General features: G+C 72.5%; 20 protein-coding genes. 8 read left to right on the top strand and 12 right to left on the bottom strand.

Going from position 1 to position 23,273, the window contains the following annotated elements:
* Positions 1–68: 68 nt before the first annotated feature.
* Positions 69–965 (top strand): Bax inhibitor-1/YccA family protein, encoded by an 897-nt coding sequence (locus tag LIV37_RS29550; protein WP_020870758.1) that lies wholly within the window; start codon positions 69–71, stop codon positions 963–965.
* Between the two features lie 157 nt (positions 966–1,122).
* Here the strand turns inward: LIV37_RS29550 and LIV37_RS29555 are convergent, their stop codons facing one another.
* Positions 1,123–1,353 carry a DUF4287 domain-containing protein gene (locus LIV37_RS29555; RefSeq protein ID WP_037954490.1) on the bottom strand — a complete coding sequence of 77 codons (231 nt, stop codon included), beginning with the start codon at positions 1,351–1,353 and terminating at the stop codon, positions 1,123–1,125.
* A 119-nt stretch (positions 1,354–1,472) separates the two neighbouring features.
* Between LIV37_RS29555 and LIV37_RS29560 the strand changes: the two genes are divergently transcribed.
* Positions 1,473–1,814 carry a hypothetical protein gene (locus LIV37_RS29560; RefSeq protein ID WP_020870760.1) on the top strand — a complete coding sequence of 114 codons (342 nt, stop codon included), beginning with the start codon at positions 1,473–1,475 and terminating at the stop codon, positions 1,812–1,814.
* Positions 1,815–1,842: 28 nt separating this feature from the next.
* Here the strand turns inward: LIV37_RS29560 and LIV37_RS29565 are convergent, their stop codons facing one another.
* The 3 genes from LIV37_RS29565 to LIV37_RS29580 all read right to left on the bottom strand — a co-directional run bounded on the left by LIV37_RS29565 (position 1,843) and on the right by LIV37_RS29580 (position 6,054).
* Complete coding sequence (locus LIV37_RS29565; RefSeq protein ID WP_020870761.1) at positions 1,843–2,775, bottom strand: hypothetical protein; 933 nt, start codon at positions 2,773–2,775, stop codon at positions 1,843–1,845.
* A 272-nt stretch (positions 2,776–3,047) separates the two neighbouring features.
* Positions 3,048–4,268 carry an acetyl-CoA C-acetyltransferase gene (locus LIV37_RS29570; RefSeq protein ID WP_020870762.1) on the bottom strand — a complete coding sequence of 407 codons (1,221 nt, stop codon included), beginning with the start codon at positions 4,266–4,268 and terminating at the stop codon, positions 3,048–3,050.
* A 754-nt stretch (positions 4,269–5,022) separates the two neighbouring features.
* Positions 5,023–6,054: an SGNH/GDSL hydrolase family protein gene (locus tag LIV37_RS29580; RefSeq protein WP_121824361.1), complete on the bottom strand. Its 1,032-nt coding sequence runs from the start codon at positions 6,052–6,054 to the stop codon at positions 5,023–5,025.
* A 197-nt stretch (positions 6,055–6,251) separates the two neighbouring features.
* Between LIV37_RS29580 and LIV37_RS29585 the strand changes: the two genes are divergently transcribed.
* Complete coding sequence (locus LIV37_RS29585) at positions 6,252–7,637, top strand: cystathionine beta-synthase (protein ID WP_020870764.1); 1,386 nt, start codon at positions 6,252–6,254, stop codon at positions 7,635–7,637.
* A 290-nt stretch (positions 7,638–7,927) separates the two neighbouring features.
* On the opposite strand, the gene LIV37_RS29590 is transcribed toward LIV37_RS29585, so the two are convergent.
* The gene (locus tag LIV37_RS29590) at positions 7,928–8,365 is read right to left on the bottom strand and encodes a hypothetical protein (RefSeq protein WP_020870765.1); all 438 of its coding nucleotides are present in this window, start codon (positions 8,363–8,365) and stop codon (positions 7,928–7,930) included.
* 154 nt (positions 8,366–8,519) lie between these two features.
* Here LIV37_RS29590 and LIV37_RS29595 point away from each other — a divergent pair, with 154 nt between their 5' ends.
* Positions 8,520–9,899, top strand: a complete 1,380-nt coding sequence (locus tag LIV37_RS29595) for an acyl-CoA synthetase (RefSeq protein WP_020870766.1) — start codon at positions 8,520–8,522, stop codon at positions 9,897–9,899.
* A gap of 46 nt (positions 9,900–9,945) precedes the next feature.
* Here LIV37_RS29595 and LIV37_RS29600 read toward each other — a convergent pair whose 3' ends face one another.
* The 5 genes from LIV37_RS29600 to LIV37_RS29620 all read right to left on the bottom strand — a co-directional run bounded on the left by LIV37_RS29600 (position 9,946) and on the right by LIV37_RS29620 (position 14,904).
* A complete protein-coding gene (locus LIV37_RS29600; protein ID WP_020870767.1) occupies positions 9,946–11,394 on the bottom strand; it encodes a purine-cytosine permease family protein in 1,449 nt (482 codons plus the stop codon).
* A gap of 16 nt (positions 11,395–11,410) precedes the next feature.
* Positions 11,411–12,349 (bottom strand): ABC transporter substrate-binding protein, encoded by a 939-nt coding sequence (locus tag LIV37_RS29605; RefSeq protein WP_020870768.1) that lies wholly within the window; start codon positions 12,347–12,349, stop codon positions 11,411–11,413.
* Between the two features lie 98 nt (positions 12,350–12,447).
* The gene (locus LIV37_RS29610; RefSeq protein ID WP_020870769.1) at positions 12,448–13,125 is read right to left on the bottom strand and encodes an ABC transporter permease; all 678 of its coding nucleotides are present in this window, start codon (positions 13,123–13,125) and stop codon (positions 12,448–12,450) included.
* A 1-nt stretch (position 13,126) separates the two neighbouring features.
* Entirely contained in the window at positions 13,127–13,768 is a 642-nt protein-coding gene (locus tag LIV37_RS29615) for an ABC transporter permease (protein WP_020870770.1), read from the bottom strand.
* A complete protein-coding gene (locus tag LIV37_RS29620; protein WP_020870771.1) occupies positions 13,765–14,904 on the bottom strand; it encodes an ABC transporter ATP-binding protein in 1,140 nt (379 codons plus the stop codon). Before LIV37_RS29620 ends, LIV37_RS29615 begins: the two co-directional genes overlap by 4 nt.
* A 162-nt stretch (positions 14,905–15,066) precedes the next feature.
* On the opposite strand from LIV37_RS29620, the gene LIV37_RS29625 reads away from it, so the two are divergent.
* The 3 genes from LIV37_RS29625 (at position 15,067) to LIV37_RS29635 (ending at position 18,296) form a co-directional block, all read left to right on the top strand.
* Positions 15,067–16,593, top strand: a complete 1,527-nt coding sequence (locus LIV37_RS29625; protein WP_373920667.1) for an aromatic amino acid ammonia-lyase — start codon at positions 15,067–15,069, stop codon at positions 16,591–16,593.
* Between the two features lie 31 nt (positions 16,594–16,624).
* Positions 16,625–17,569, top strand: coding sequence for a MurR/RpiR family transcriptional regulator (locus tag LIV37_RS29630; protein WP_020870773.1), 945 nt, complete (start codon positions 16,625–16,627; stop codon positions 17,567–17,569).
* A gap of 139 nt (positions 17,570–17,708) precedes the next feature.
* On the top strand, positions 17,709–18,296 hold the full coding sequence (locus LIV37_RS29635) for a hypothetical protein (RefSeq protein ID WP_020870774.1): 588 nt from the start codon (positions 17,709–17,711) through the stop codon (positions 18,294–18,296).
* Between the two features lie 582 nt (positions 18,297–18,878).
* On the opposite strand, the gene LIV37_RS29640 is transcribed toward LIV37_RS29635, so the two are convergent.
* Positions 18,879–20,234, bottom strand: a complete 1,356-nt coding sequence (locus LIV37_RS29640) for a type III PLP-dependent enzyme domain-containing protein (RefSeq protein ID WP_121824360.1) — start codon at positions 20,232–20,234, stop codon at positions 18,879–18,881.
* A gap of 111 nt (positions 20,235–20,345) precedes the next feature.
* A complete protein-coding gene (locus LIV37_RS29645) occupies positions 20,346–21,362 on the bottom strand; it encodes an MDR family NADP-dependent oxidoreductase (RefSeq protein WP_020870776.1) in 1,017 nt (338 codons plus the stop codon).
* A gap of 228 nt (positions 21,363–21,590) precedes the next feature.
* On the opposite strand from LIV37_RS29645, the gene hutU reads away from it, so the two are divergent.
* The gene (hutU, locus tag LIV37_RS29650; RefSeq protein ID WP_121824359.1) at positions 21,591–23,252 is read left to right on the top strand and encodes a urocanate hydratase; all 1,662 of its coding nucleotides are present in this window, start codon (positions 21,591–21,593) and stop codon (positions 23,250–23,252) included.
* Positions 23,253–23,273: the final 21 nt, after the last annotated feature.

The raw sequence follows: 23,273 nt of genomic DNA on the forward strand, positions 1-23,273 counted from the left end.
AGGGTGCTTTCTTTGCTTACCCATTACTCTTGAGTCAAGGTCGCGCCCGGCGGCCACGGAGGAGTGAGATGAGGAGCAGTAACCCGGTCTTCTCGCGACGGGGGTTCAGCCGCAGCGGCGGCTACGCCGGTTTCGGCGCGGCGCCGCAGGCCGGGAGTCCCGCCGCCGGTCAGGCCAACCCGTACGCGGGCGGTAACCCGTACGCGCAGACACAGCCGCCCACGAACCCCTACGCGGCGGGCGACCAGCAGAATCTGACCCCCGAACAGCTGCAGCAGATGTACGGCGCGCCGCCGGCGGGCCCGCTGCAGACCGGCCGGATGACGATGGACGACGTCGTCATGCGCACCGGTATGACCCTCGGTACCGTCATCGTCGCCGCCGCGGTCGCGTGGATCGCGCAGCTTCCGGTGGGCGTGGGCTTCGGCGCCGCGCTCGTGGCGCTGGTGCTCGGTCTCGTCCAGTCGTTCAAGCGCACGGCCTCGCCCGCGCTGATCCTGGGTTACGCCCTCTTCGAGGGCCTCTTCCTCGGCGTCATCAGCCAGGTGTACAACGATCGCTGGTCCGGCATCCCGATGCAGGCCGTGCTCGGCACGATGGCCGTGTTCGTCGGTGTGCTCGTCGCGTACAAGACCCGTCTCATCCGGGTGAACGCGCGATTCCAGCGCTTTGTGCTCGCCGCCGCCATCGGCTTCATCCTGCTGATGGCGGTCAACCTGCTGTTCGCCGCCATCGGTGGCGGGGACGGCCTCGGCTTCCGCAGCGGTGGCCTCGGCATCGTCTTCGGCCTCGTCGGCGTCGTGCTCGGCGCGGCGTTCCTGGCGATGGACTTCAAGCAGGTCGAGGACGGCGTCCGGTACGGCGCTCCGCGCGAGGAGTCCTGGCTGGCCGCCTTCGGGCTGACGCTCTCGCTGGTGTGGATCTACCTGGAGCTGCTCCGGCTGATCTCGATCTTCAGGGATTAGCGCCCCTGAGCGTCGCGCAGCGCGCGGACAGCGCGTAGGCGGACAGCACGTAGAAGGGCCCGCGGAGGTGAAGACCTCCGCGGGCCCTTCTTCCTATGCGGCTTAAGCCGCTCCGTTCGGTGGGTCTGTCATACACGCTTCTGCCTCCGGGCAGCGGCTACAGCAGCTTGCGTGCCGCACGCCTCAAGTCGTGTTCATGGATGATGGCCTTCGCGTGGCCGTAGGCGAGCTGGTGCTCGCCGCGCAGCCAGCTGACCTTCTCCTCGAATCGGAAGAAAGCGGGGCCTTCGTCGACCGTGCGCAGCCAGTCGGCGACTTCACGGCCCGTGCACTGGGGGATGCGGGAGAGTAGGTTCCGGTGAGTCTCGTCGGAGAAGATTTGGGACATCGGCGCCTCCGGACGCTTCCATGCCGGACCCGGGTCCATGGCCCGGGTTTCCTTCAGCTCACCGTGCCTGAGTGTTCGCCCGTTGGCAACAGTCCCTCAGTGGCGCATACGCTCGGAGCGTGGATGATGTCTCCCCCCTCCTGACCGCCGTCGACCGGCTCGCCGACCGGTTGCGCGCCCTTCCGCAGTCCCGGCTGCGCGCGGGCGCGGCGGCCGAAGGACTGGCCCTGGCTAGGGAATTGTCGGTGCGCGCACAACGGCTCGAGGAGCCGGGGACCCCGCCGCGGATCATGCCGGACGCGGGGCTGTTCGTGGTCGCCGACCAGGTGGCGGTGGCCGGACATGACTTGGTGCACGCGCTGGAGCGTGCGCCGGTGGGCGCCGGGGGCGGCGATACGGCGCGGGGGGCCGCCGAGGCGGTGGCGCTCGTGGCGGGGGCGGCGGGGCGCTGCGGCGTCTGAGGGCCTGCTCACAGCGGGGCGACGTGTCTTACAGCGAGGCGATGACGCGGTCGGCGAGGACGTACACGTTCTCCTCGCCGCAACCGAACGTGAGCGCATAGGCACCGGAGACGCCCGAGCCGCCCAGCAGCACCGGGGCGGTGCCCTCGCGCAGCGCGTCCGCCAGCCGCTCGGCGGTCTCCCGGTGGCCCGGGGTCATGCAGATCGTGGTGCCGTCGGCGAAGACGTAGACATCGAGGGTGCCGAGGGGCCCGGGCCGCACATCGGACAGCGGGGTGCGGGCGTCGGCCAGCTCGGTGAGCCGGGTCACCGTACGGTCGTGGTCGGCGACCGGTGACGACGGGGTGAAGTCGGGGTGGGACGGATGGCGACGGCGGGCCGCCGCCAGCTCGGCGGACTCCCGGGGCTCGGCCGCGGGCTCCGCCCCGGCGCCCAGCTCCAGCTCCACCTCGGACTCGACCTCGGGCTCCTGGTCCCCGCCGGAGTCCATGGCCTCGGGGCCCAGCGCGTCCAGCCCGAGCAGCGGTTCGAGCCCGGCCAGGTCGGCCTGGCGGGGCACGAAGAGCTGCGCGTCCTGGGAGGCGTCGTCGAACCCGCCCGGCCCGCTCAGCAGCGAGTGGGCGTCGGCCGCTCCGGCGGAGTCCCTGGCCTCCTGGGCGGCCCAGAACGCCCGCGCCTCGGCCAGCTCGCGCTCCCGCTCCTCGGCCAGCGCGTCGGCGACGGCCGCGCGTATCTCGGCGGCCGGGGTGGCGCGGGGCGCGGGCACCGTCGCGCCGCACTCCGGGCCGCCGCCTCCGCCGCCTCCGCCGCCCGTCCGGGTACCGGCGGCGACGGTGGCCGCGAGCTCGGCGCGCAGCTCACTGATCTGCCGGCGCACACCGCGCGCGGTGTGCAGGGCGGCCGCCCCTACGGCCGAGGCGGTCACCGCGGCCAGGAGGAGGACAAGACTCGTGGGGCTCACTGACGTACTCCCGGTTGGCTGTAGATCCCCCGAATTCCTACCTCAGCTTGAGGCTTATCGCCTCTCGACGTCAGTGCATACCATCACCAAATGGGCAGAATTCGGTACCGGGTGGGCCTTTGGTCACCGGTGCTGAGCTGGGCAGACAGCTCTCCCCCAGGACTTATGTCACATCCTGGGGGAGATTCGGTCACGGCCCGGGCCGAACCAGTGTCGCAGACGCGCTACGACGCGGCCGCCCGGCCCGGCTCCGCGGACCGGCTCAGCTCACCTCAGCTCAGGCGCTCGATGACCATGGCCATGCCCTGGCCGCCACCGACGCACATGGTCTCCAGGCCGAACTGCTTGTCGTGGAACTGCAGCGAATTGATCAGCGTGCCGGTGATCCGGGCGCCGGTCATGCCGAAGGGGTGGCCCACGGCGATCGCGCCGCCGTTGACATTGAGACGGTCCAGGTCGATGCCCAGATCGCGGTAGGACGGGATGACCTGCGCGGCGAACGCCTCGTTGATCTCCACCAGGTCGATGTCGCCGATCGACATCCCGGCGCGGGCCAGCGCCTGCTTGGACGCCTCGACCGGGCCGTAGCCCATGATCTCGGGGGAGAGGCCGGTGACACCGGTCGACACGATCCGGGCCAGCGGGGTCACGCCCAGCTCCCGCGCCTTGGTGTCGGACATGATCACCAGCGCCGCGGCGCCGTCGTTGAGCGGGCAGCAGTTGCCCGCGGTGATCCGGCCGTCGGGGCGGAAGACCGGCTTTAGGCCCTGCACACCCTCCAGGGTGGTGCCCGCGCGGGGGCCGTCGTCCTGGCTGACGACCGTGCCGTCGGGGGTGGTCACCGGGGTGATCTCACGCTCCCAGAAGCCCTTCTTGATGGCCTCCTCGGCGAGGTTCTGGGACCGCACGCCGAACTCGTCCATCTCCGCGCGGGTGACCCCCTTGAGCCGGGCCAGGTTCTCGGCGGTCTGGCCCATCGCGATGTACGGGTCGGGCAGGAGATCGTCCTCGCGCGGGTCGTGCCAGTCGGAGCCCTCCTGCTCGGCGCGCGCGACCGTACGGGCCTCGGCCTCCGCGAACACCGGGTTGTGGGTGTCCGGCAGCCCGTCCGAGGTGCCCTTCTTCGACCGCGAGACCATCTCGACGCCCGCCGAGACGAAGACGTCGCCCTCGCCCGCCTTGATGGCGTGCAGCGCCATCCGCGAGGTCTGGAGGGAGGAGGAGCAGTAGCGGGTGATCGTACAGCCGGGGAGGTGGTCCATCCCCATCTGCACGGCCACGATCCGCCCCAGGTTGTGCCCCTGCTCACCGCCCGGGAGCCCGCAGCCGAGCATCAGGTCGTCGATCTCGCGGGGGTCGAGCTCGGGGACCTTGGCGAGCGCGGCCTGGATGATCTCGGCGGTGAGATCGTCCGGCCTCAGATCCTTGAGCGAGCCCTTGAAGGCGCGGCCGATGGGGGAACGGGCGGCAGAGACGATCACTGCTTCGGGCATCACGGCTCCATGGGGGCGGGGTGCGGGCGGGACTCCGAGGGAAGTTACCCGTACGTATCGGCAGGGTCACGGGGTGCGGGCTGTGACACCGGACTCTTTTTTCCAAGCGTACGCTCAGCGACCCGGGGCTCGCCCGGGAACGGCCCCCGGGATCGGCCCCCGGGATCGGCCCCCGGGATCGGCCCCCGGGATCGGCCCCCGGGATCGGCCCCCGGGATCGCGCCCGGGAGCGCCGCCCTCCGGGCGGCACGAGTATCCGTCGGGGCCCGCGCCGTCGCCGGGCGCGGCGCCGTCTCGCGCCTTCGGCGCCATTGAGCAGCGGGGCAGGGGGGCGGGGGCGCGCGGCCGCCGCCGGGCGCCGGGCCGGCGGGAGTGGGTGCCGGGGGCGGCTCCCGTGCTCGGTGGCCGAGGTTCCTCCGGACTGCGGGCGGCGGGGGTTCGGCATGCCCTCTCGAAAACACTTGATATAGCGCAACTAATGCATCAAGCGATTTCGAGAAGGCACCCCACCCCCGCTGTCCGGCGTCGGCCTCGGCCCCCCGGCCACGGAAGCCGCCCCCGGCGGCCACCGCCATCGGCCCGGCGCCCGGCGGCGCACCCCGCACCCCGTCCCCCCCTGCCCCGCTGCTCAATTGCGCCGAAGGCGCGAGACGAAAGCCGCACCTGACCGAGCAGATCAGCCCGCACCGGAAGGGGGCGGGCGGCGGCCCCGGCCGACCCGGGACGCAGGCTCCAGGCACGCCCCGGCGGGGCCTCAGCAGCCCGAAGGGGGCGGCGACGCCGGGGACGGGGTGTCGGGCGAGCCGGAGACGGCCGCGGGCTCCTTCTTGGCGGGGCCCTGGCGGCGCAGCAGACGGGCCCAGGGGCCGCGGGCCGCGGTGACCTCCGTGCCGCCCTCCGCGGCCGCCTCGGCCGCCGCCGTGGCGACCGGCAGGATGCCCTCGTCGAGCATCTCCGGCGCCTCCTCGGGCCACAGGCCGAGCGAGTCGCACAGGGTCGGCAGAACGGCCATCGCGGCCGTTGCGTACCCCTCCGCCGAGGGGTGGTAGTTGTCCGGGCCGAACAGCTCCCGCGGATTCGCCGCGAACTCCGGGCCCAGCAGATCGCCCAGCGAGACCGTGCGCCCGCCCTGCTCCACCACCCCGATCGTCTGCGCGGCGGCCAGCTGCCGGCTCAGCCGCCGCGCGATCCAGCGCAGCGGCTGATAGACGGGCTCGATCGTGCCGAGGTCGGGACAGGTGCCCACGATCACCTCGCAGCCCGTCTCGCGCAGCCTGCGCACCGCGTCCGACAGCAGCCGCACCGACTTGGCGGGCGGCATTCGCCGGGTGACGTCATTGGCGCCGATCATGATCACGCATACGTCGGGGAGCAGATCCGGATCCTCCAGCACCAGCGTGACCTGGCGCTCCAGATCGCTGGACTGCGCCCCCGGCAGCGCCACGTTCCGCAGGTCCACCGGGCGCTCCGCGACCGCCGCCAGCCCCGAGGCGAGCAGCGCGCCCGGTGTCTGACTAGGGCGGTGGACGCCCTGCCCGGCGGCCGTGGAGTCGCCGAGAAAGGCCAGCCGCAGTGGTGGCTGGCCGGTCCTGCGGGCGAATGCGAAGCCATATCGGCCGTCCGCGCGCGGAGGCGGATCGTCCGACCCGCCCACGACCCGCTTCGCATGGGACACCTCGGTGAGCACCAGCACGGCGGTCACCCCGCCCAGCAGCCCGATCCCGCCGCCCCCGTACGCCGCCGCGGCGGCGATCCGCCGCGCCACCCTCGCCCTCGACATCGACATGGGTTCAGCCCACCTCCGTCCGCACGCGCACGCGCTTCTTTCTCCTTTGTACGCCTTGCTAACAACTTGTTGCCCCGTGCAGGCTTCGTCCCAACGCGCCGGTCGGAGGGCGGCAGCGCGCAATAAGCTGACAGCAAGGCCCCGCGACGGCGGCCGCCCCGACGCGGAGATCCCGCGGAACCGGACCAGGAGCAGGTGTGCAGTACTACGAATCGATGATTGAGCTGGTCGGCAACACCCCGCTGGTGAAGCTCAACACCGTGACCGAAGGCATCCGGGCGACCGTCCTGGCCAAGGTCGAATACTTCAACCCCGGCGGCTCGGTGAAGGACCGGATCGCGGTCCGGATGATAGAGGCCGCCGAGCGCTCCGGTGAGCTGAAGCCGGGCGGCACCATCGTGGAGCCGACCTCCGGCAACACCGGTGTGGGCCTCGCCATGGTCGCCCAGCGCAAGGGCTACAAGTGCGTCTTCGTCTGCCCGGACAAGGTGTCCACGGACAAGATCAACGTGCTGCGGGCCTACGGCGCCGAGGTCGTGGTCTGCCCCACCGCGGTGGACCCCGAGCACCCCGACTCGTACTACAACGTCTCCGACCGGCTGGTCCGCGAGACGCCGGGCGCCTGGAAGCCCGACCAGTACAGCAACCCGAACAACCCGCTCTCCCACTACGAGACCACCGGCCCCGAGCTGTGGGAGCAGACCGAAGGCAGGATCACCCACTTTGTGGCGGGCGTCGGCACCGGCGGCACGATCTCCGGCACCGGCCGCTATCTGAAGGAGGCCAGCGAGGGCCGTGTCCAGGTGATCGGCGCCGACCCCGAGGGCTCGGTCTACTCCGGCGGCTCCGGCCGCCCGTATCTGATCGAGGGCGTCGGCGAGGACTTCTGGCCGACCGCGTACGACCAGACCGTCGCGGACGAGATCGTCGCCGTCTCCGACAAGGACGCCTTCCAGATGACGCGGCGGCTGGCCAAGGAGGAGGGGCTGCTGGTCGGCGGCTCCTGCGGGATGGCCGTCGTGGGCGCCCTGAAGGTCGCCGAGCGGCTCGGCCCGGACGATGTGGTGGTCGTCCTGCTGCCCGACAGCGGCCGCGGCTATCTCTCCAAGATCTTCAACGATGAGTGGATGGCCGACTACGGCTTCCTCGAGGAGGACGGCCCCTCGGTGCGGGTCGGCGACGTGCTCCAGGGCAAGGAGGGCGGACTGCCCTCGCTGGTCCATATGCACCCGGAAGAGACGGTGGGCGAGGCCATCGACGTACTGCGGGAGTACGGCGTCTCGCAGATGCCGATCGTCAAGCCGGGCGCCGGGCACCCCGATGTGATGGCCGCCGAGGTCATCGGCTCGGTGGTGGAACGCGAGCTGCTGGACGCCCTGTTCGCGCGGCGCGCGGAGCTGACCGACCCGCTGGAGAAGCACATGAGCCCGCCGCTGCCGCATGTCGGCTCCGGTGAGCCGGTCGAGGACCTGATGGCGGTGCTGGGCGCGGCGGACGCGGCGATCGTGCTGGTGGAGGGCAAGCCCAAGGGCGTGGTGAGCCGGCAGGACCTGCTGGCATACCTGGCCAACAGCCCGAAGTGAGGGCCCGTAAGGATCCCAACCGCTCCCAACCGCCCTTCGGGCAAGTGGTACGAACGTGTCACGCGCCCGCAGCACAGGGTTAACACGGCTCCGGCAGATTAGTGGGCGTCGGAAGGACGACACCGACACCCGAGATGAGGCGGCAGGACCTCCGGAGCGGCTCCCGGACCTCCATGGTCGCCTGGACGCGGAATTCCGGCCCTGACCCGGCCCGCGTCCCCGCGGGGACCGCCGTCGTCCCGCCCTCGGTGGCTCGCCACCGGGGTGCGGCGGTCCCCGCGCAGCTTCTTCTAGTTCCCGCTCTCCTCCTGCCCGCGGCCTCGGCGGAGCCAGGAGAAGGCCCCCATGGCGTGGACCGCGTTGACGCCGAAGATCCCGGCCCAGGTGATCAGCAGACCGGGCAGCCCCTCGTTCACGACGCCGATGGCCGACAGCGGGATGGCCAGCACCAGGGAGACCCCGACGAAGGCGAAGCGCTCGCCGAGGCCCAGGCCGTGGGCCTGGTCCGCGGGCGCGCCGGTGGCGTACGGGCGGCTGCCGCGGGCCGTCGCCATCTGCTGTTCGGCGAGCTGGCGGCGGACATGGCGGTCCGCCGTATCGTTGAACCGCTGCTCGACCTTCTCCATGAAGGAGTCGACCAGCTCCGACTCGTACTCCGCGCCCAGCTCCTTACGGGTCTGCAGGGCCGCGTCGAGTTCCTTTTTCAGATCCGGGTCACGGGCGTCCATGCTTAAGGACGGTACGGTCGCGGGGACGCTTTGTCGGTAGGGCTAGCCCCCGAAACCAGCACCCCCTGAAACCACCCTCCGAGAAGCCAGCCCCCGGAAGACGAGCGGACCCGGGAAGCACCACCCCCGGCCCGCTGTGGAAGGAGTCAGTTCCGTGACCGCACCTCTCCTCACGTCCCTCGCCGCGTCCGGCGACGACCGCCCCGACGCGCTGAGCGTCGGCGGCCGCGCGCTCTCGCGCGAGGAACTGCTCGGTGCCGCGGGCGCGGTGGCGGCCCGTATCGCCGGCGCGCCGGTCGTCGCGGTCCGGGCGACCGCGACCCCGGAGACGGTGGTCGCGGTGGTCGGCGCGCTGCTGGCCGGGGTGCCGGTGGTGCCCGTACCGCCGGACTCCGGCCCGGCCGAACGCGACCACATACTGCGGGACTCGGGCGCCACCCTGCTGCTCACCGGGGAGGCCGTGGACGCCCCGGTCGAGACCGTTCCGGTGGACCTGACCGAGCGCGCGGCGTGGACGAAGGCGGAGCCGGACCCGGAGTCCACGGCGTTCGTCCTCTACACCTCGGGCACCACGGGGGCGCCCAAGGGCGCGCTGATCTCCCGGCGGGCGGTCGCCGCCGACCTGGACGGACTCGCCGCGGCCTGGGCCTGGACCCCGGAGGACACCCTGGTCCACGGGCTGCCGCTGTTCCATGTGCACGGTCTGGTGCTCGGCGTGCTGGGCGCGCTGCGGACGGGCAGTCGCCTCGTCCACACCGGCAAGCCGACCCCGGCGGCGTACGCGGCGGCGGACGGCAGCCTCTACTTCGGCGTCCCCACCGTCTGGAACCGCATCGTCCAGGACCCGGACTCCGCCCGCGCCCTGGCCTCCGCCCGGCTCCTGGTCTCCGGCAGCGCCCCGCTCCCCGCCCCCGTCTTCCGCGAGCTGGAGCGGCTCACCGGCCAGCGCCCCATCGAGCGCTACGGCATGACCGAGACCCTCATCACCATCAGCACCCGCGCCGACGGCGAACGCCGCCCCGGCTATGTCGGCACCCCGCTCTCGGGCATCCGCACCCGGATCGCCGCCGAGGAGGGCGCCGAGATCGGCGAGCTCCAGCTGACCGGCCCGACCCTCTTCGACGGCTACCTCAACCGCCCCGAGGCCACGGCCGGTTCGTACACCGAGGACGGCTGGTTCCGCACGGGCGACATCGCCGCCATCGACCCCGACGGCTTCCACCGCATCGTGGGCCGCGCCTCCACCGACATGATCAAGTCCGGCGGCTACCGCATCGGCGCGGGCGAGGTCGAGAACGCCCTGCTGGACCACCCGGCCGTCCGCGAGGCCGCCGTCGTCGGCGCCCCGCACGAGGACCTGGGCCAGGAGATCGTCGCGTACGTCGTGGCCGACGGCATCGGCGAGCGGGAGCTGATCGACTTCGTCGCCTCCCAGCTCTCCGTCCACAAGCGCCCCCGCAAGGTCCGCTTCCTGGAGGCCCTCCCCCGCAACGCCATGGGCAAGCCCCAAAAAAAGCTCCTGCCCCCGGCCTGACCCCGGCTTGACCCCGGCCCGCCCGCCCTCACCGTGCCGGGTGCCGTCACCCGGACTCGGTGACGTACGGACGGTCCGATGGTGGATCCGGGGTGAGGATCATGTGGTCCGGGACGTGGGCGGTGTCGCGGTGGGCCAGGAGCCAGTAGACGGCGGCGGGGACGGCGAGGCCGATGAGCCAGGAGATGTCCGCGCCGCCCAGGGGGGCGACGAAGGGGCCGGTGTAGAAGGCGGTGGACAGGAAGGGGAGTTGGGCGAGGACACCGAGGGCGTAGGTGGTCAGCGCCTTCCAGCGCCAGGCGCCGTAGCGGCCGTTCGGGTCGCTGAGGGCGGGGATGTCGTAGCGCTCCTTGGCGATGGCGTAGTAGTCGACGAGGTTGATCGCGCTCCACGGGGTGAAGAAGGTCAGCAGGAACAGCAGGAAGTCCTTGAAGGAGGACAGGAAGCTGTCCTTGCCGAGCAGTGCGACCGCCGTGCCCGCGACCATGATCCCGGCGATGTAGGCGGCCCGGCCGCGTGGGGAGAGGGTGGCGCGGCCGCGGAAGCCGCTGACGCTGGTCACCATCGACATGAAGCCGCCGTAGGTGTTGAGGACGTTGATCGTCAGCTTGCCGAGGGCGATGACGAAGTAGAGCAGCGAGGTGATCAGGGCCGCGCCGCCGCCGAGGCCGACGATGTACGTGACCTCGTGGCCGACGAAGGCGTGGCCGGCCGCGGCGGCCGCGAGGGCGCCGAAGGTCATGGACCACTGGGAGCCGAGGACGGTGCCGGCGAGGGTCCAGGAGAAGGTGGCCTTCGCGGAGGTGGTGCGCGGCAGATAGCGGGAGTAGTCGGCGACGTACGGGCCGAAGGCGAGCTGCCAGGAGGCGGACAGCGACACCGCGAGGAGGAAGAGCGGGAAGTCGAAGGTCCGGTCGTGGAGGAGGGTGGCCAGGTCGGTGCGGTCCAGCAGCCGGATGCCCAGATAGACGAAGGCCAGGGCGCAGACGACGCCCGCGATCCGGCCCAGGGTGTGGATCAGGCGGTAGCCGACGGCGGCCGCCACGGCGGTGACGAGGGCGAAGAGGACGATCCCGGTGGTGTCGCCGAGATGGGTGAGTTCGCCGACCGCCTGTCCGGCGAGCACGCTGCCGCTGGCGAAGAAGCCCACGTACATGACGATGACCAGCAGCAGTGGGACGATCGCGCCCCGGACCCCGAACTGGGCCCGGGAGGAGATCATCTGGGGGAGGCCTAGTCGCGGTCCCTGGGCGGAGTGGAGCGCCATGACGGCTCCTCCGAGCAGGTTGCCGATCAGCAGGGCGATGATCGCCCAGAAGGCGGCGGCGCCGAAGACGACGGCCAGGGCGCCGGTCACGACGGCGGTGATCTGGAGGTTGGCGCCGAGCCACAGGGTGAACTGGCTGAAGGCGGTGCCATGGCGCTCCGCGTCCGGGACGACGTCGATCGAGCGCTTTTCGACCAAAGAGTCCAGCGCGTCCGGGGAGTCGGGCATACGGGTGCTCCTACTGCTACTTCTTGGTGAGGCCGTTCTTGGCGGCCCAGTCGGCGGCGACCCGGTCCGGGTCCTTCTTGTCGTTGCTCACCAGCTTGTTGAGCCGGGCCAGTTCGCGGGTGGTGAGGGCGCCGCCGAGGCGGGCCAGGGCCTTGCGGACCTTGGCGTCGGCCTTGGCGCCGCGGACCACGGGCACGATGTGCTGGGCCGGGATGAGGGCCTTGGGGTCGGCGAGGATCACCCAGTCGTTGGCCTCGATGTCGGGGTCGGTGGAGAAGAGGTTGGCGACGTCCACGTCGCCCTTCTTCAACGCGCCCTTGACCAGGGGCCCGGAGGCGTCGAGGGCCTTGAACTCCTTGAAGGTCACGCCGTAACGGTCCTTGAGGCCGACCAGGCCGACCACGCGGTTCTTGTCCTCGGCCGGGCCGCCGAAGATCAGCTTGCCGTTCTGCCTGGCGAGGTCGGCGAAGCTGCGCAGCCCGTACTTCCGGGCGGCCTCGCGGGTGACGCAGAAGACGTCCTTGTCCTCGGCGGCCGCGTACGACAGGGCCTCCAGACCGCTGGGGAGGGCCACGGTGAGGGCGTTCTGGAGGTCGCCGGCCTCGGTCTGCGGGGCCTTGTCGTCGAAGTGGAGCAGCAGATTGCCCTGGTACTCGGGGAGCAGATCGATGTCGCCCTGCTGGAGGGCGGGTATGACGATCTCTCGGGAGCCGAGGTTGGGCCGCACGCTGGTCTTGATGCCCGCGCCCTTCAGCGCCTCGGCGTAGAGGTAGCCCAGCAGCTGGTTCTCGGTGAAGTTGGCGGTGCCGATGACCAGCCCGCCCAGGCTGCTGCCGCCGCCCGAGCCGCCGCTGCCGCCGTCGCCCTTGAGCGAGGTGATACCGCCGCCGCAGGCGGCGAGCGTGGGCACGGAGGCGCCGGCGAGCAGGCCGCCGAGCAGTTTCCTGCGGTTCATGGGGTCGTCTCCTCGGATCGGAGTGAAGTCGCTGAGTCGGTGGGGTGCTGAGGCGCTGAGCCGGGGGGCTGAGGCGCTGAGCCGGTGTGGGGTGGCGCTCAGTGCGCGTGGGCGCGCGGGGGGCGGTTGCGGAACAGCAGGCGCTGCACTCCGGCCAGCGCCAGGTCCAGGGCGATGGCCAGCACGGCGACCAGCACCGCCCCGCCCAGCACCTGCACCAGATCGCGCTGGGCGAGCCCGTCGAAGACATAGCGGCCGAGCCCGCCGAAGCTGACGTACGCGGCGATGGTGGCGGTGGCCACGACCTGGACGCAGGCCAGCCGCAGCCCGGTCATGATCAGCGGCAGCGCGAGCGGCAGTTCGACCTGGAACAGCACCTGGTACCAGCGCATGCCCTGGCCCCGCGCCGCGTCCCTGACCTCGGGGTCCACGGCGGCCATGCCCGCGTACGTATTGGTGACGATCACCGGGACGGCGAGGGCGACCAGCGAGACGTACACCGGCCACATGCTCAGCCCGCTGGCCAGGAAGACCAGTGTGACCAGGCCGACGGTCGGCAGGGCCCGGCCGAAGCCGGAGAGGTTGATGGCGAGGAACGCGCCGCGCCCGGTGTGCCCGATGAGCAGCCCGACCGGGAGGGCGATGGCGGCGGCGACCAGGGTGGCCAGCAGCGAGTACTGGAGGTGCTCCAGCAGGCGGGTGGCGATGCCGTCGGGCCCGGACCACTGGGAGCCGCTGGTCAGCCAGCGGAGGAGGTTCTGGAGTAGTTCGAGCATGTCAGGCACGCCTCCTCAGCCACGGGGTGCACAGCCACTGGATGGTGACCAGTACGGCGTCCGCGACCAGCGCCAGCACCAGGGACAGGATGACTCCGGCCACGACGGGGGTGGGGTAGTTGCGCTGGAAGCCGTCGGTGAACAGCTGGCCGAGGCCGCCGTACCCGATGTAGCTGGCCACGCTGACCAGCGATATCGCCATAACGGTGGCGACCCGTACGCCCGCCATGATCACCGGGAAGGCGAGCGGCAGCTCGACGGTGAGCAGGGTGCGCAGCGGGCGGGCGCCCATCGCGGTGGACGCCTCGCGGACCTTGGTGGGGACGCTGTCGAGGCCTTCGACGGTGTTCCGCAACAGCACGACCAGGGTGTAGATGGTCAGGCCGGTGATGGCGGTGGTGCGGGTGAGGCCGGTGACCGGCAGCAGCAGGACGAAGATCGCGATGGAGGGGATCGTGAACAGGATGTTCGAGAGCCCGAGCAGGAGTCCGCGCAGCGGGCGCACCCGGTGGGCGATCACGGCCAGCGGGAGCGCGATCAGCAGGCCGAAGAGGACGGCCGGGACGGCGGTGGAGAGGTGGTCCAGGGTGAGCGTGACCAGGGTGCTCCGGTGATCGGGGAACCAGCCCCAGTCGATGGTCATGCGGTCACGCTCGGGTCGGAGGCCGTGGTGCCGTCGCCCGCGTCGGCGGTTTCGGGGTCCTCGGCGGCGTTCTTGAGGGCGGCCGCGCGGCCCGCCTCCGTGTGGCGCTGCCCCGCGTACTCGTGGATCGCGTCGCGCCCGGTGACCCCGGTGAGCACCCCGTCGGCGTCCACGCGGGCCACCAGACCGGCGGGGGAGGCCAGCGACTCGTCCAGGGCGGTGAGCAGCGAGTCGCCGTCCCGCAGCGCGCGCACCGGCAGCAGCGGGGCCCGGTCGCCCTCCGGTCCTTCGGTGTCGCGCCAGCCCAGCGGCTCACCGCGCTCGGAGGTGACCAGCTGCCAGCGCTGCCCGTCGGCGGGCGCGGGCTCCCGCTCCACGTCGGCGAGGGTGGACAGGGAGAGCAGCTTCAGCCCGCGCTCGGCGCCCAGGAAGCCCGCCACGAAGTCGTCGGCGGGGCTCGCCAGCAGCTCGGCGGGGGGTGCGCACTGGACGAGATGGCCGCCGGTGCGGAAGATCGCGATGCGGTCGCCGAGCCGTACCGCCTCGTCGATGTCGTGGGTGACGAAGACGACCGTCTTGCGCAGCTCGCTCTGGAGCCGCAGCAGCTCGTTCTGGAGCTGGGTCCGTACGACCGGGTCGACCGCCCCGAACGGCTCGTCCATCAGCAGCACCGGCGGGTCGGCGGCCAGTGCGCGGGCGACCCCGACGCGCTGCTGCTGACCGCCCGAGAGCTGGTGCGGGTAGCGCTTGCCGGAGTCGGCGGGCAGCCCGACCAGCTCCAGCAGCTCGGCGGCGCGGGCCCGCGCCTTGCGGCGCCCCCAGCCCAGCAGCAGCGGGACGGTGGCGATGTTGTCGAGGATCGTGCGGTGCGGGAAGAGCCCGGCCTGCTGGATCACATAGCCGATCCCGCGCCGCAGCTCGGCGGCGTCCGCTCGCAGGACATCACGTCCGCCCACGCTCACCGTGCCGCTGCTCGGCTCGACCATGCGGTTGACCATGCGGAGGGTGGTGGTCTTGCCGCAGCCCGAGGTGCCGACAAGAACGGTGATGCCTCCTTCCGGGAGTTCGAGACTGAGGCGATCCACCGCTGTGGTGCCGTTCGGGTAGTGCTTACTGACGTCCTTGAAGCTGATCATCCGCTTCCCCTTGCCCTGTCTGCATATAGTCATGCACAGTCATAGTCGAGTGAATAGAAGTCAAGAGGGTCTGCGTTAATCACCGGTTACTTCTGCTCGCGATGTGGACGGAGTGCTGGGCGGTTGGCCCAGAAAGGGCGCGTTCGAGAGGGGTTGCCCTGGATGTTGTCTCACATGCTGGATGCTGATCACGCGGCGGCCGACGGCGCCGACGGCGCCGGCCCGCGGATCACGCTGGACGGCCGGAGCCTACGCGTCGTGGATGTGGCGCGTCTGGCCGACCGTCTCAGCCGGCCCGCCGCGCCCGATCCCACCGCGCTCGCCCTGGCCGAGCGTGCCTGGGAGACTGCGGACCGGCTCGCGGCCACCGGCCGCGTCTACGGGCGCAGCACCGGTGTGGGCGCCAACCGCACCGAGGACGTCGGCCCGGCCGACTCCGACCACGGGCTGCGGCTGCTGCGCAGCCACGCCGGGGCGATCGGCGCACAGCTGCCCGGCCGCGAGGTGCGCGCCATGATGGCCGTCCGCGCCAATCAGCTGCTGGCGGGTGGTGCCGGGCTGCGCCCCGCCGTCGTCACCGCGCTCGTCGAGGGCCTCGACAGCGGCGCCCACCCGGTGATCAACGAATACGGCGCGGTCGGCACCGGGGACCTCGCCGCGCTCGCCCAGACCGGTCTGGCGCTCGTCGGCGAGCACCCCTGGGACCTCACCGAGGCCGTCCCGGGCCGTCGCGCCCCCGACCCCATCACGCTCGACAGCAACGACGCCCTGGCGCTCATCAGCAGCAACGCCCTCACCCTCGGCCAGTCCGCGCTCGCCCTCGCCGAGCTGCGGCGGCTGCTGTCCGCCTCGCTCGCCGTGGCCGCGCTCTCGCTGATCGCGGTCGGCGGCTCGTACGAGGCGTACGCCGAACCCGTCCACGCGTCCCGGCCGCACCCCGGCTCCGTCGCGGCCGCCGCCCGGATGCGCGCCCTGCTCGGCGCCCCGCCCCGGCCCACCCCGCCGCTGGGCCGCATCCAGGACCCGTACGGCTTCCGCTGTCTGCCGCAGATCCACGGACCGGCGCTGGACGCGGCGGACGCGCTGGAGCGGGTGCTGGCCGTCGAGTTCAACGCGGCCGCCGAGAACCCGCTGATCAGCTCCACCGACGAGGCCGCCTACCACCACGGCAACTTCTACGCCGCGCACACCGCCCTCGCCCTGGACCACTTCCGGCTCGCCGCGCTCCAGACCGCCCGGCTCTCCACGGCCCGGCTCGCCGCGCTCAGCGAACCCGACTTCACCCGGCTGCGCCCCTTCCTCGGTGACGCCGCGCCCGCGAGCTCGGGCGTGATGATCCTCGAATACGCGGCGGGGGCTGCTCTCGGCGAGATGCGGGCGGTCTCCCACCCCGCCTCGCTGGGCCACGCCGTGCTCTCGCGCGGGGTGGAGGAACAAGCCAGTTTCGCCTCGCTCGGCGCCCGCCAGACGCTGCGGGTGGCCGACCACTACCGGCTGGTGCTGGGCTGCGAACTCGTGGCGGCCATACGGGCGTTGCGCCAGCGCGGTCTTGAGCCGGACCCGGAGCTCCCGGCCGGTGTGGCCTTCGCCCTGGCGTCGGAAGTGCTCGATCCGCGGATGGAGGACCGGCCGTTGACGGAGGATGTGGCGGTGGCCGCGCGTCTGCTCGACCGGCTGGCGGGGGCCTGAGGGACGAGGGTACGAGGGTCAGGAGGACGTGATGAGTACGGAGCACGGGGTGAGCGACGGGGTGGGCGGTGCGCGGGTGACGCAGGTGGAAGAGGACGTCACGGCGGTGTCGGCGGGGGTGCCGGGCGTCTCGGCCGCTTCCGGCGCCTCGACCGCCGCCCGGCTGCAGGCGCTCTTCGAGGGCCACCGGCTGACCCCGACCCAGCGGCGGATCGCCCACTGCATGGTGCGGCGGGCCGCGGACGCGCCGTTCCTCTCCAGCGTCGAGCTGGCCGAGCTCGCGGGCGTCAGCCAGCCGTCCGTGACCCGCTTCGCGGTCGCCCTCGGCTTCGACGGCTATCCGGCGCTGCGCAAGCATCTGCGCGATGTCGCGCCCGCCGAGCCGGAGGCGGACGAGGGGTCGTACAACGAGTATCAGCAGGCCGTGCAGTCCGAGATCGACAATCTGCGCCATCTCGCCGCGCTGCTGGCCGACCCCGCCCCGGTCGTCCGCGCCGGCCGGCTGCTCGCCGAGTCCCGTCCGCTGCCGGTCCTCGGGCTGCGCGCCGCCTCCGCGCAGGCCCGCGGCTTCAGCTACTTCGCGCGCAAGGTCCATCCGGACGTCCGGCTGCTCGACGAGGGCGGCACGATGCTCGACGACCGCGTGGACGCGGCGAAGCGCGCGGGCGCCACGGCGCTGCTGTGCTTCGCGCTGCCGCGGCATCCGCGCGAGGTCGTGGAGGGACTGGAGTACGCCCAGGAGGCGGGCCTGACCGTGGTCACCGTCGCCGACAGCGCCTTCGCCCCGGTCGCCCGCCACAGCGATCTGCTGCTGCCCGCGGCTGTCGGCACGGGCCTGGCCTTCGACACCGCGTGTGCGCCGATGCTGCTGGGGCGCGTGCTGCTGGAGGCGATGTGCGACGCGCTGCCGGACGCGCAGGCGCGGCTGGAGGAGTTCGACGCGAAGGCGGCGGAGCGGGGCCTGTTCGTGGAGTGAGCCGGGCTTCCGGGCCGGGCTTCCGGACCGCCCTGGGGGCCAACCCCCGTTCCTCTCACCGAATTCTCAGGCATCCTGGCTAGATTCCTCGATTCGACAGGGATTTCTTCCGGGATTCACCAGGGTGAGGAGGTCGGTCGTGGGGCGCGGGGCGTATGCGCTGGCACGGGTGGCGGTGATCGTGAGGGCTCCCGCGGGGTGGCTGTGGTGGCCCGGTGTGCTGGCCGCGGGGATCGGGGTGCTGGTGCCGGGGTTGACCGGGCGCCGGATCGGAGTGCTCGCCGGGGCGGCGCTCTTCCTGATCGCGGGGGTCGTGGTGTTCGTGGTGCGCCGCAAGCGGTATCTGGAGCTGGCGCGCGACGCCTCGCGTGCGGGCAAGGCGGTCTTCCTCCAGGACCGCGCGGTGACCGTAAGGACTCGGCGGCGCGCCCTGCGGTGGTGGCTGCTGCTGGCCTTCCTCGCCGCGATGGGCTCGTCCTTCGCCGTTCCGGCGGCGGGCGGCATGCTGCTGGCGGGGCTAGGGGCCGGGCTGTGGGCCAAGGCGCTGTGGCTGGGCCGCTGGGAGCGCGCGCACGACGCGCTGCTGTGGGTCCGCACGGAACGGGTCCCTCGGGGGCGGCCCGCGGGCAAGGCGGTGGACGGCTACCAGACGACGGGGATCGTGGCCGGTGACGCGGGGCCGGGCGGCGCGAGGCGCTCCCGCGCGATGGCGGCGGCCGCGCGCTGAGGGCGCTCCGGTGGGGGTTGCCCGGTGGGGTTGCGCGGTGTGGGTTTTGTGCGGCGCCGTCTCGCGCCTTCGGCGCCTTTGAGCATGGGGCCGGGGGTGCCCTGGCCGGGGCCCGTCGCCGACGGTCGGCCGGTGGGGGCGGGCCCGGTCGCGGCGTCCGTTCGGCCCGGGCTTCGCGCCGATCCGGACTGCGGGGGGTACCCCTCTCGAAAACGTTTGACAAAGTAGTTGCGCCAGATCAAGTGTCTTCGTGGAGGGGGTACCTCCACCGGGGGGCCGGGTCGCCGGGCACGGAGTGGACGTCGGACCGGCCCGAACACGTCGGCTCTTCGGCGACCTGCGAGGGCGCGGTGCGGCATGGGCCAGGCCACAGGGGCCCGCAGTCCGGCAACGGCCCCGGCTCCAGATCACAGAGGCCGCCACCGGGCTTCGCCCCCACTGACCGGTGGTCGGCGACGTGGCCCGCGCCCGCCCCCACCTGGCCCGATGCTCAATCAACGCCAGCCCGGACGAAAGCGCCACCTGTGCGGCGGACTTCGGAGCCCACAGCCTGGGCACCCCACAGCCTGGGCACCCCGCGCCCTACCGCAACCGGCTCAGACCCAGCGCGTGCTTCGCGCCGCTCTCGGCCACGATCTCGTCCACCGTCTGCGGCTCCCGTACCGTCGCGAAGCGCACATCGGCGCTCGTCGCGTCGAAGCCGTAGATCCCCGGGCGGGGCAGGCTGTTGTACGCGAAGTGGTTGGAGAAGTAGTACGCGCCGGTGTCGAGCAGGGCGACCAGGTCGCCCGCCGCCAGCTCCGGCAGTGGCCGGTCGCGTGCGACCAGGTCGCCCGCGAAGCAGCAGGGACCGGCGATGTCCTGGGGGACCGGGCCGTCGCCGGTCTCCGCCTTGGGGCGGCCCTCCGCGTCGTAGGCCAGGACGCGCAGCGGCCAGGCTTCCGGAGCGAAGACCGTACGGGTGGCGAGCTGGGCGCCCGCGTGGGTGACCGCGATCGGGCGGCCGCCCGCGGACTTGGCGTATTCGACCCGGGCCAGCACCAGGCCGGACTTGGCGAGCAGGGACCGTCCGAACTCGGTCACCAGCTTGTACCGCCCGTCGAGGAGCCCCGGCACGGTGGCCCGCAGCAGCTGGGCGTACTCCCGGTAGCCGGGGGTGATCTCGTCGGAGGCGAAGTTCACGGGGAGGCCGCCGCCGATGTCGAGGGCGTCGATCTGCTGCCGGCCGGCCGCCTCGTTGATCTCCTCGGCCAGTTCGTAGGCCGCCCGTATGCCCGCCGCCATCAGCTCCAGCGGACAGCCCTGGGAGCCGACGTGCGCGTGCAGCCGGGTCAGCCACGGGCGCTCGGCGAAGGCGCGCACGACCCACGCGCGCGCCCCCGGGTCCTGGAGGGCCACGCCGAACTTGGAGGTCGCGGTGGCCGTGCTCATCGCGTCGATGCTGCCGCCGCCCACCTGCGGGTTGACCCGAAGGCCCAGGGGCGAGGGCGGGGCCGCGCGGTGCCCCACCAGCGCGTCGAGCCGCTCCAGCTCCTGGGGGTTGTCGGCGTTGACGGCGATGCCCAGGTCGAGGGCCTCGCGCAGCTCAGCGGTGGTCTTGGCGGGGGAGTCCAGGACGATCCGGTCGGGCGTCACCCCCGCCGCACGGGCCAGCGCCAGTTCGCCGGGGCTGGCCACCTCGCAGCCCAGGCCCTCGTCGGCCAGCAGCCGCAGGACGGGGACGAGCGCGGCCGCCTTGACCGCGAAGGCGTGCAGGACGGGGGTGCCGGGCGCGACGACCTCCTCGAAGGCCTCGCGCAGCCCGGCGGCCGCGGAGCGGATCCCGGCCACGTCCAGCAGCCCCACGACGGGCTGGTCCGGGCCCAGCAGCCGCTGCTCCACGGCCGCCCGTACGGCCTGTTCGCGCCGGGTGGCCATCGCAACCGCTTTCAAAGTCATGCTTTCAGCCAACCATCCGGAACGGCCGCGGACCAGCTCCGGGGGGCGCTCCGGCGGGCGGGGCCGTGCGGTCGCGGGGAGCGCGGCCCCTGGCCCCGGGCCGACCCGGCCCTACAGCTCCACCAGCACCGCCCCGAGGTGGCGGCCCGCCACCAGCTCGCACAGCGCGCCCGGCGCCCGGTCGATCCCCGTCAGCCGGGTGTACGGGTAGGTGAGCGCGCCCTCGCGCAGCGCACGGCCGAACTCGTTCAGGTACCCGGGCATGGCGTCCTGGTGGTCCACCGCGCTGATGCCGCGCAGCGTGATGCTCCGGGTGATCAGGGCCAGGGTGCTGATCGCGGTCGGGGCCAGCGCGTCGTCGGACAGCTGTGCGGCCAGCGCCCCGACCAGGGCGAACCGGGCGTTGCGGCGGGCCAGCGCCAGGGCGGCTCTCAGCTGCTCGCCGCCGACGGTGTCGAAGAGGACGTCGATGCCGTCGGGGGCGGCCGCGCGCAGCTGCTCCTCGATCGATCCGTCGCCGCGCAGGACGACCGCGTCATAGCCCAGCTCCCGCGTCAGCCGGTCGGCCTTGTGCCGGGAGCCGGTGGAGCCGATGACCCGTGCGGCGCCGTGCAGCCGGGCGAACTGTCCGGCCAGGGAGCCCACTCCGCCCGCCGCGCCGGTGACGAACACCGTGTCGCCGCGCCGCACCCCGGCCCCGCGCACCACCCCCAGCCAGGCGGTGAACCCCTGCGAGAGATGGGCGGCGGGGTCCGGCAGCACCTCGGGGTCGACGGGCGAGACCTCGGGGGCGTTCAGGACCGCGTACTCGCGCCAGCCCGCGCGGTGGCGGACGAGGGTTCCGGGGGCGAGATCCGTGCCCGGCGCCCGGACCACCTCGCCGAGGGCCGCGCCCCGCATCACCTCGCCCGCCTTGTGCAGCAGCTGGGGCAGGCCGAAGGCGTCCGGGTCGGCCGGCGTGAGCGGGCGCATCACGGCGGCGACGCTCATCAGCCGGTTGCGCACCAGCACCTGACCGGGGCGGGGGGTGGGGACGGGAGCGGTGACGACCTCGAAGTGACCGGGGGTGAGCTCCCCGTCGGGCAGAGCCGCCAGACGGACCTCGCGGTGGGTGGCGGGGAGGGACACGGAGGGCTCCTCGGCGGGCGGGGACACGACCTGGTGACGCTACCCCGTGGCCCGGGGCGGGTAGGCCGCGACCAGCACGGGGAGTCCGCGCCGCTGAACCACCTGGGCGTATGCGGAGCCCCACGGTATTGACTAGTCATATTCATCGGCATCAAGATGTGAATAAGTCGATCCAGTCGATGTGGTCGACGCAGTCGAACCAGTTGATGGCACAGGGAGGCTTGGCCCATGACAGGACCGCGACCCGTACGGGCGCCGCGTGGTGCAGAGCTCAGCGCCCTTGGGTGGCAGCAGGAAGCCGCCCTTCGGATGCTGCAGAACAACCTCGATCCGGAGGTCGCCGAGCACCCCGACAAGCTCGTCGTCTACGGCGGCACCGGTAAGGCGGCCCGCGACTGGCGTTCGTTCGACGCCATGGTCCGCACCCTGCGCACGCTGAAGCAGGACGAGACGATGCTGGTCCAGTCGGGCCGCCCCGTGGGCGTCATGCAGACCCACGAATGGGCGCCTCGGGTGCTGATCGCCAACTCCAACCTCGTCGGCGACTGGGCCAACTGGGAGGAGTTCCGCCGCCTGGAGGCGCTGGGTCTGACCATGTACGGCCAGATGACCGCCGGCTCCTGGATCTACATCGGCACCCAGGGCATCCTCCAGGGCACGTACGAGACCTTCGCCGCGGTCGCCGCGAAGAAGTTCAGCGGTACCTTGGCCGGGACGATCACCCTCACCGCGGGCCTCGGCGGCATGGGCGGCGCCCAGCCGCTGGCGGTCACGATGAACGACGGCGTCGCGATCTGCGTCGACTGCGATCCGCGCGCCATCGAGCGCCGTATCGAACACCGCTACCTGGACGTCCGCGCCGACAGCCTGGACCACGCGCTCCAGCTCGCGACCGAGGCCCGGGACGCCCGGCGACCCCTGTCGATCGGCGTGCTGGGGAACGCGGCCGAACTGGTCCCGCAGCTCCTCGCGATGAACGCCCCGATCGACATCGTCACCGACCAGACCAGCGCCCACGACCCGCTGTCGTACCTGCCGGTCGGCGTGGACTTCGACGAGATGGCCTCGTACGCCACCGAGAAGCCCGCCGACTTCACCCAGCGGGCGCGCGAGTCGATGGCCAAGCACGTGGAGGCCATGGTCGGCTTCATGGACGCGGGCGCCGAGGTCTTCGACTACGGCAACTCCATCCGCGGCGAGGCAAAGCTGGCGGGCTTCGAGCGGGCCTTCGCCTTCCCCGGCTTCGTCCCCGCCTACATCCGGCCGCTCTTCTGCGAGGGCAAGGGCCCGTTCCGCTGGGCGGCCCTGTCCGGCGACCCGAAGGACATCGCCGCCACGGACAAGGCGATCCTGGAGCTCTTCCCGGAGAACGAGTCGCTGGCCCGCTGGATCAAGATGGCGCAGGAGCGGGTCCACTTCCAGGGGCTGCCCGCCCGGATCTGCTGGCTCGGCTACGGCGAGCGCGACAAGGCGGGCGAGCGCTTCAACGAGATGGTCGCCGACGGCACCCTCGCCGCACCGCTGGCGATCGGCCGCGACCACCTCGACTGCGGCTCGGTGGCCTCCCCGTACCGCGAGACCGAGGCCATGCTGGACGGCTCGGACGCGATCGCCGACTGGCCACTGCTCAACGCCATGGTCAACGTCGCCTCGGGCGCCTCCTGGGTCTCCATCCACCACGGCGGCGGCGTCGGCATGGGCCGCTCGATCCACGCGGGGCAGGTCACGGTCGCCGACGGCACGGCGCTCGCGGGCGAGAAGATCCGCCGCGTTCTGACGAACGACCCCGGCATGGGCGTCATCCGCCACGTGGACGCGGGCTACGACCGAGCGGACGAGGTAGCGGAGGAGCGGAACGTCAGGATCCCCATGAGGGAGAAGGATAAGTGACCGTTGTGGGCAATCGTTCCG

It is taken from the genome of Streptomyces rapamycinicus NRRL 5491 (genome assembly GCF_024298965.1).
In the GTDB taxonomy this organism is placed as follows: Bacteria; Actinomycetota; Actinomycetes; order Streptomycetales; family Streptomycetaceae; genus Streptomyces; species Streptomyces rapamycinicus.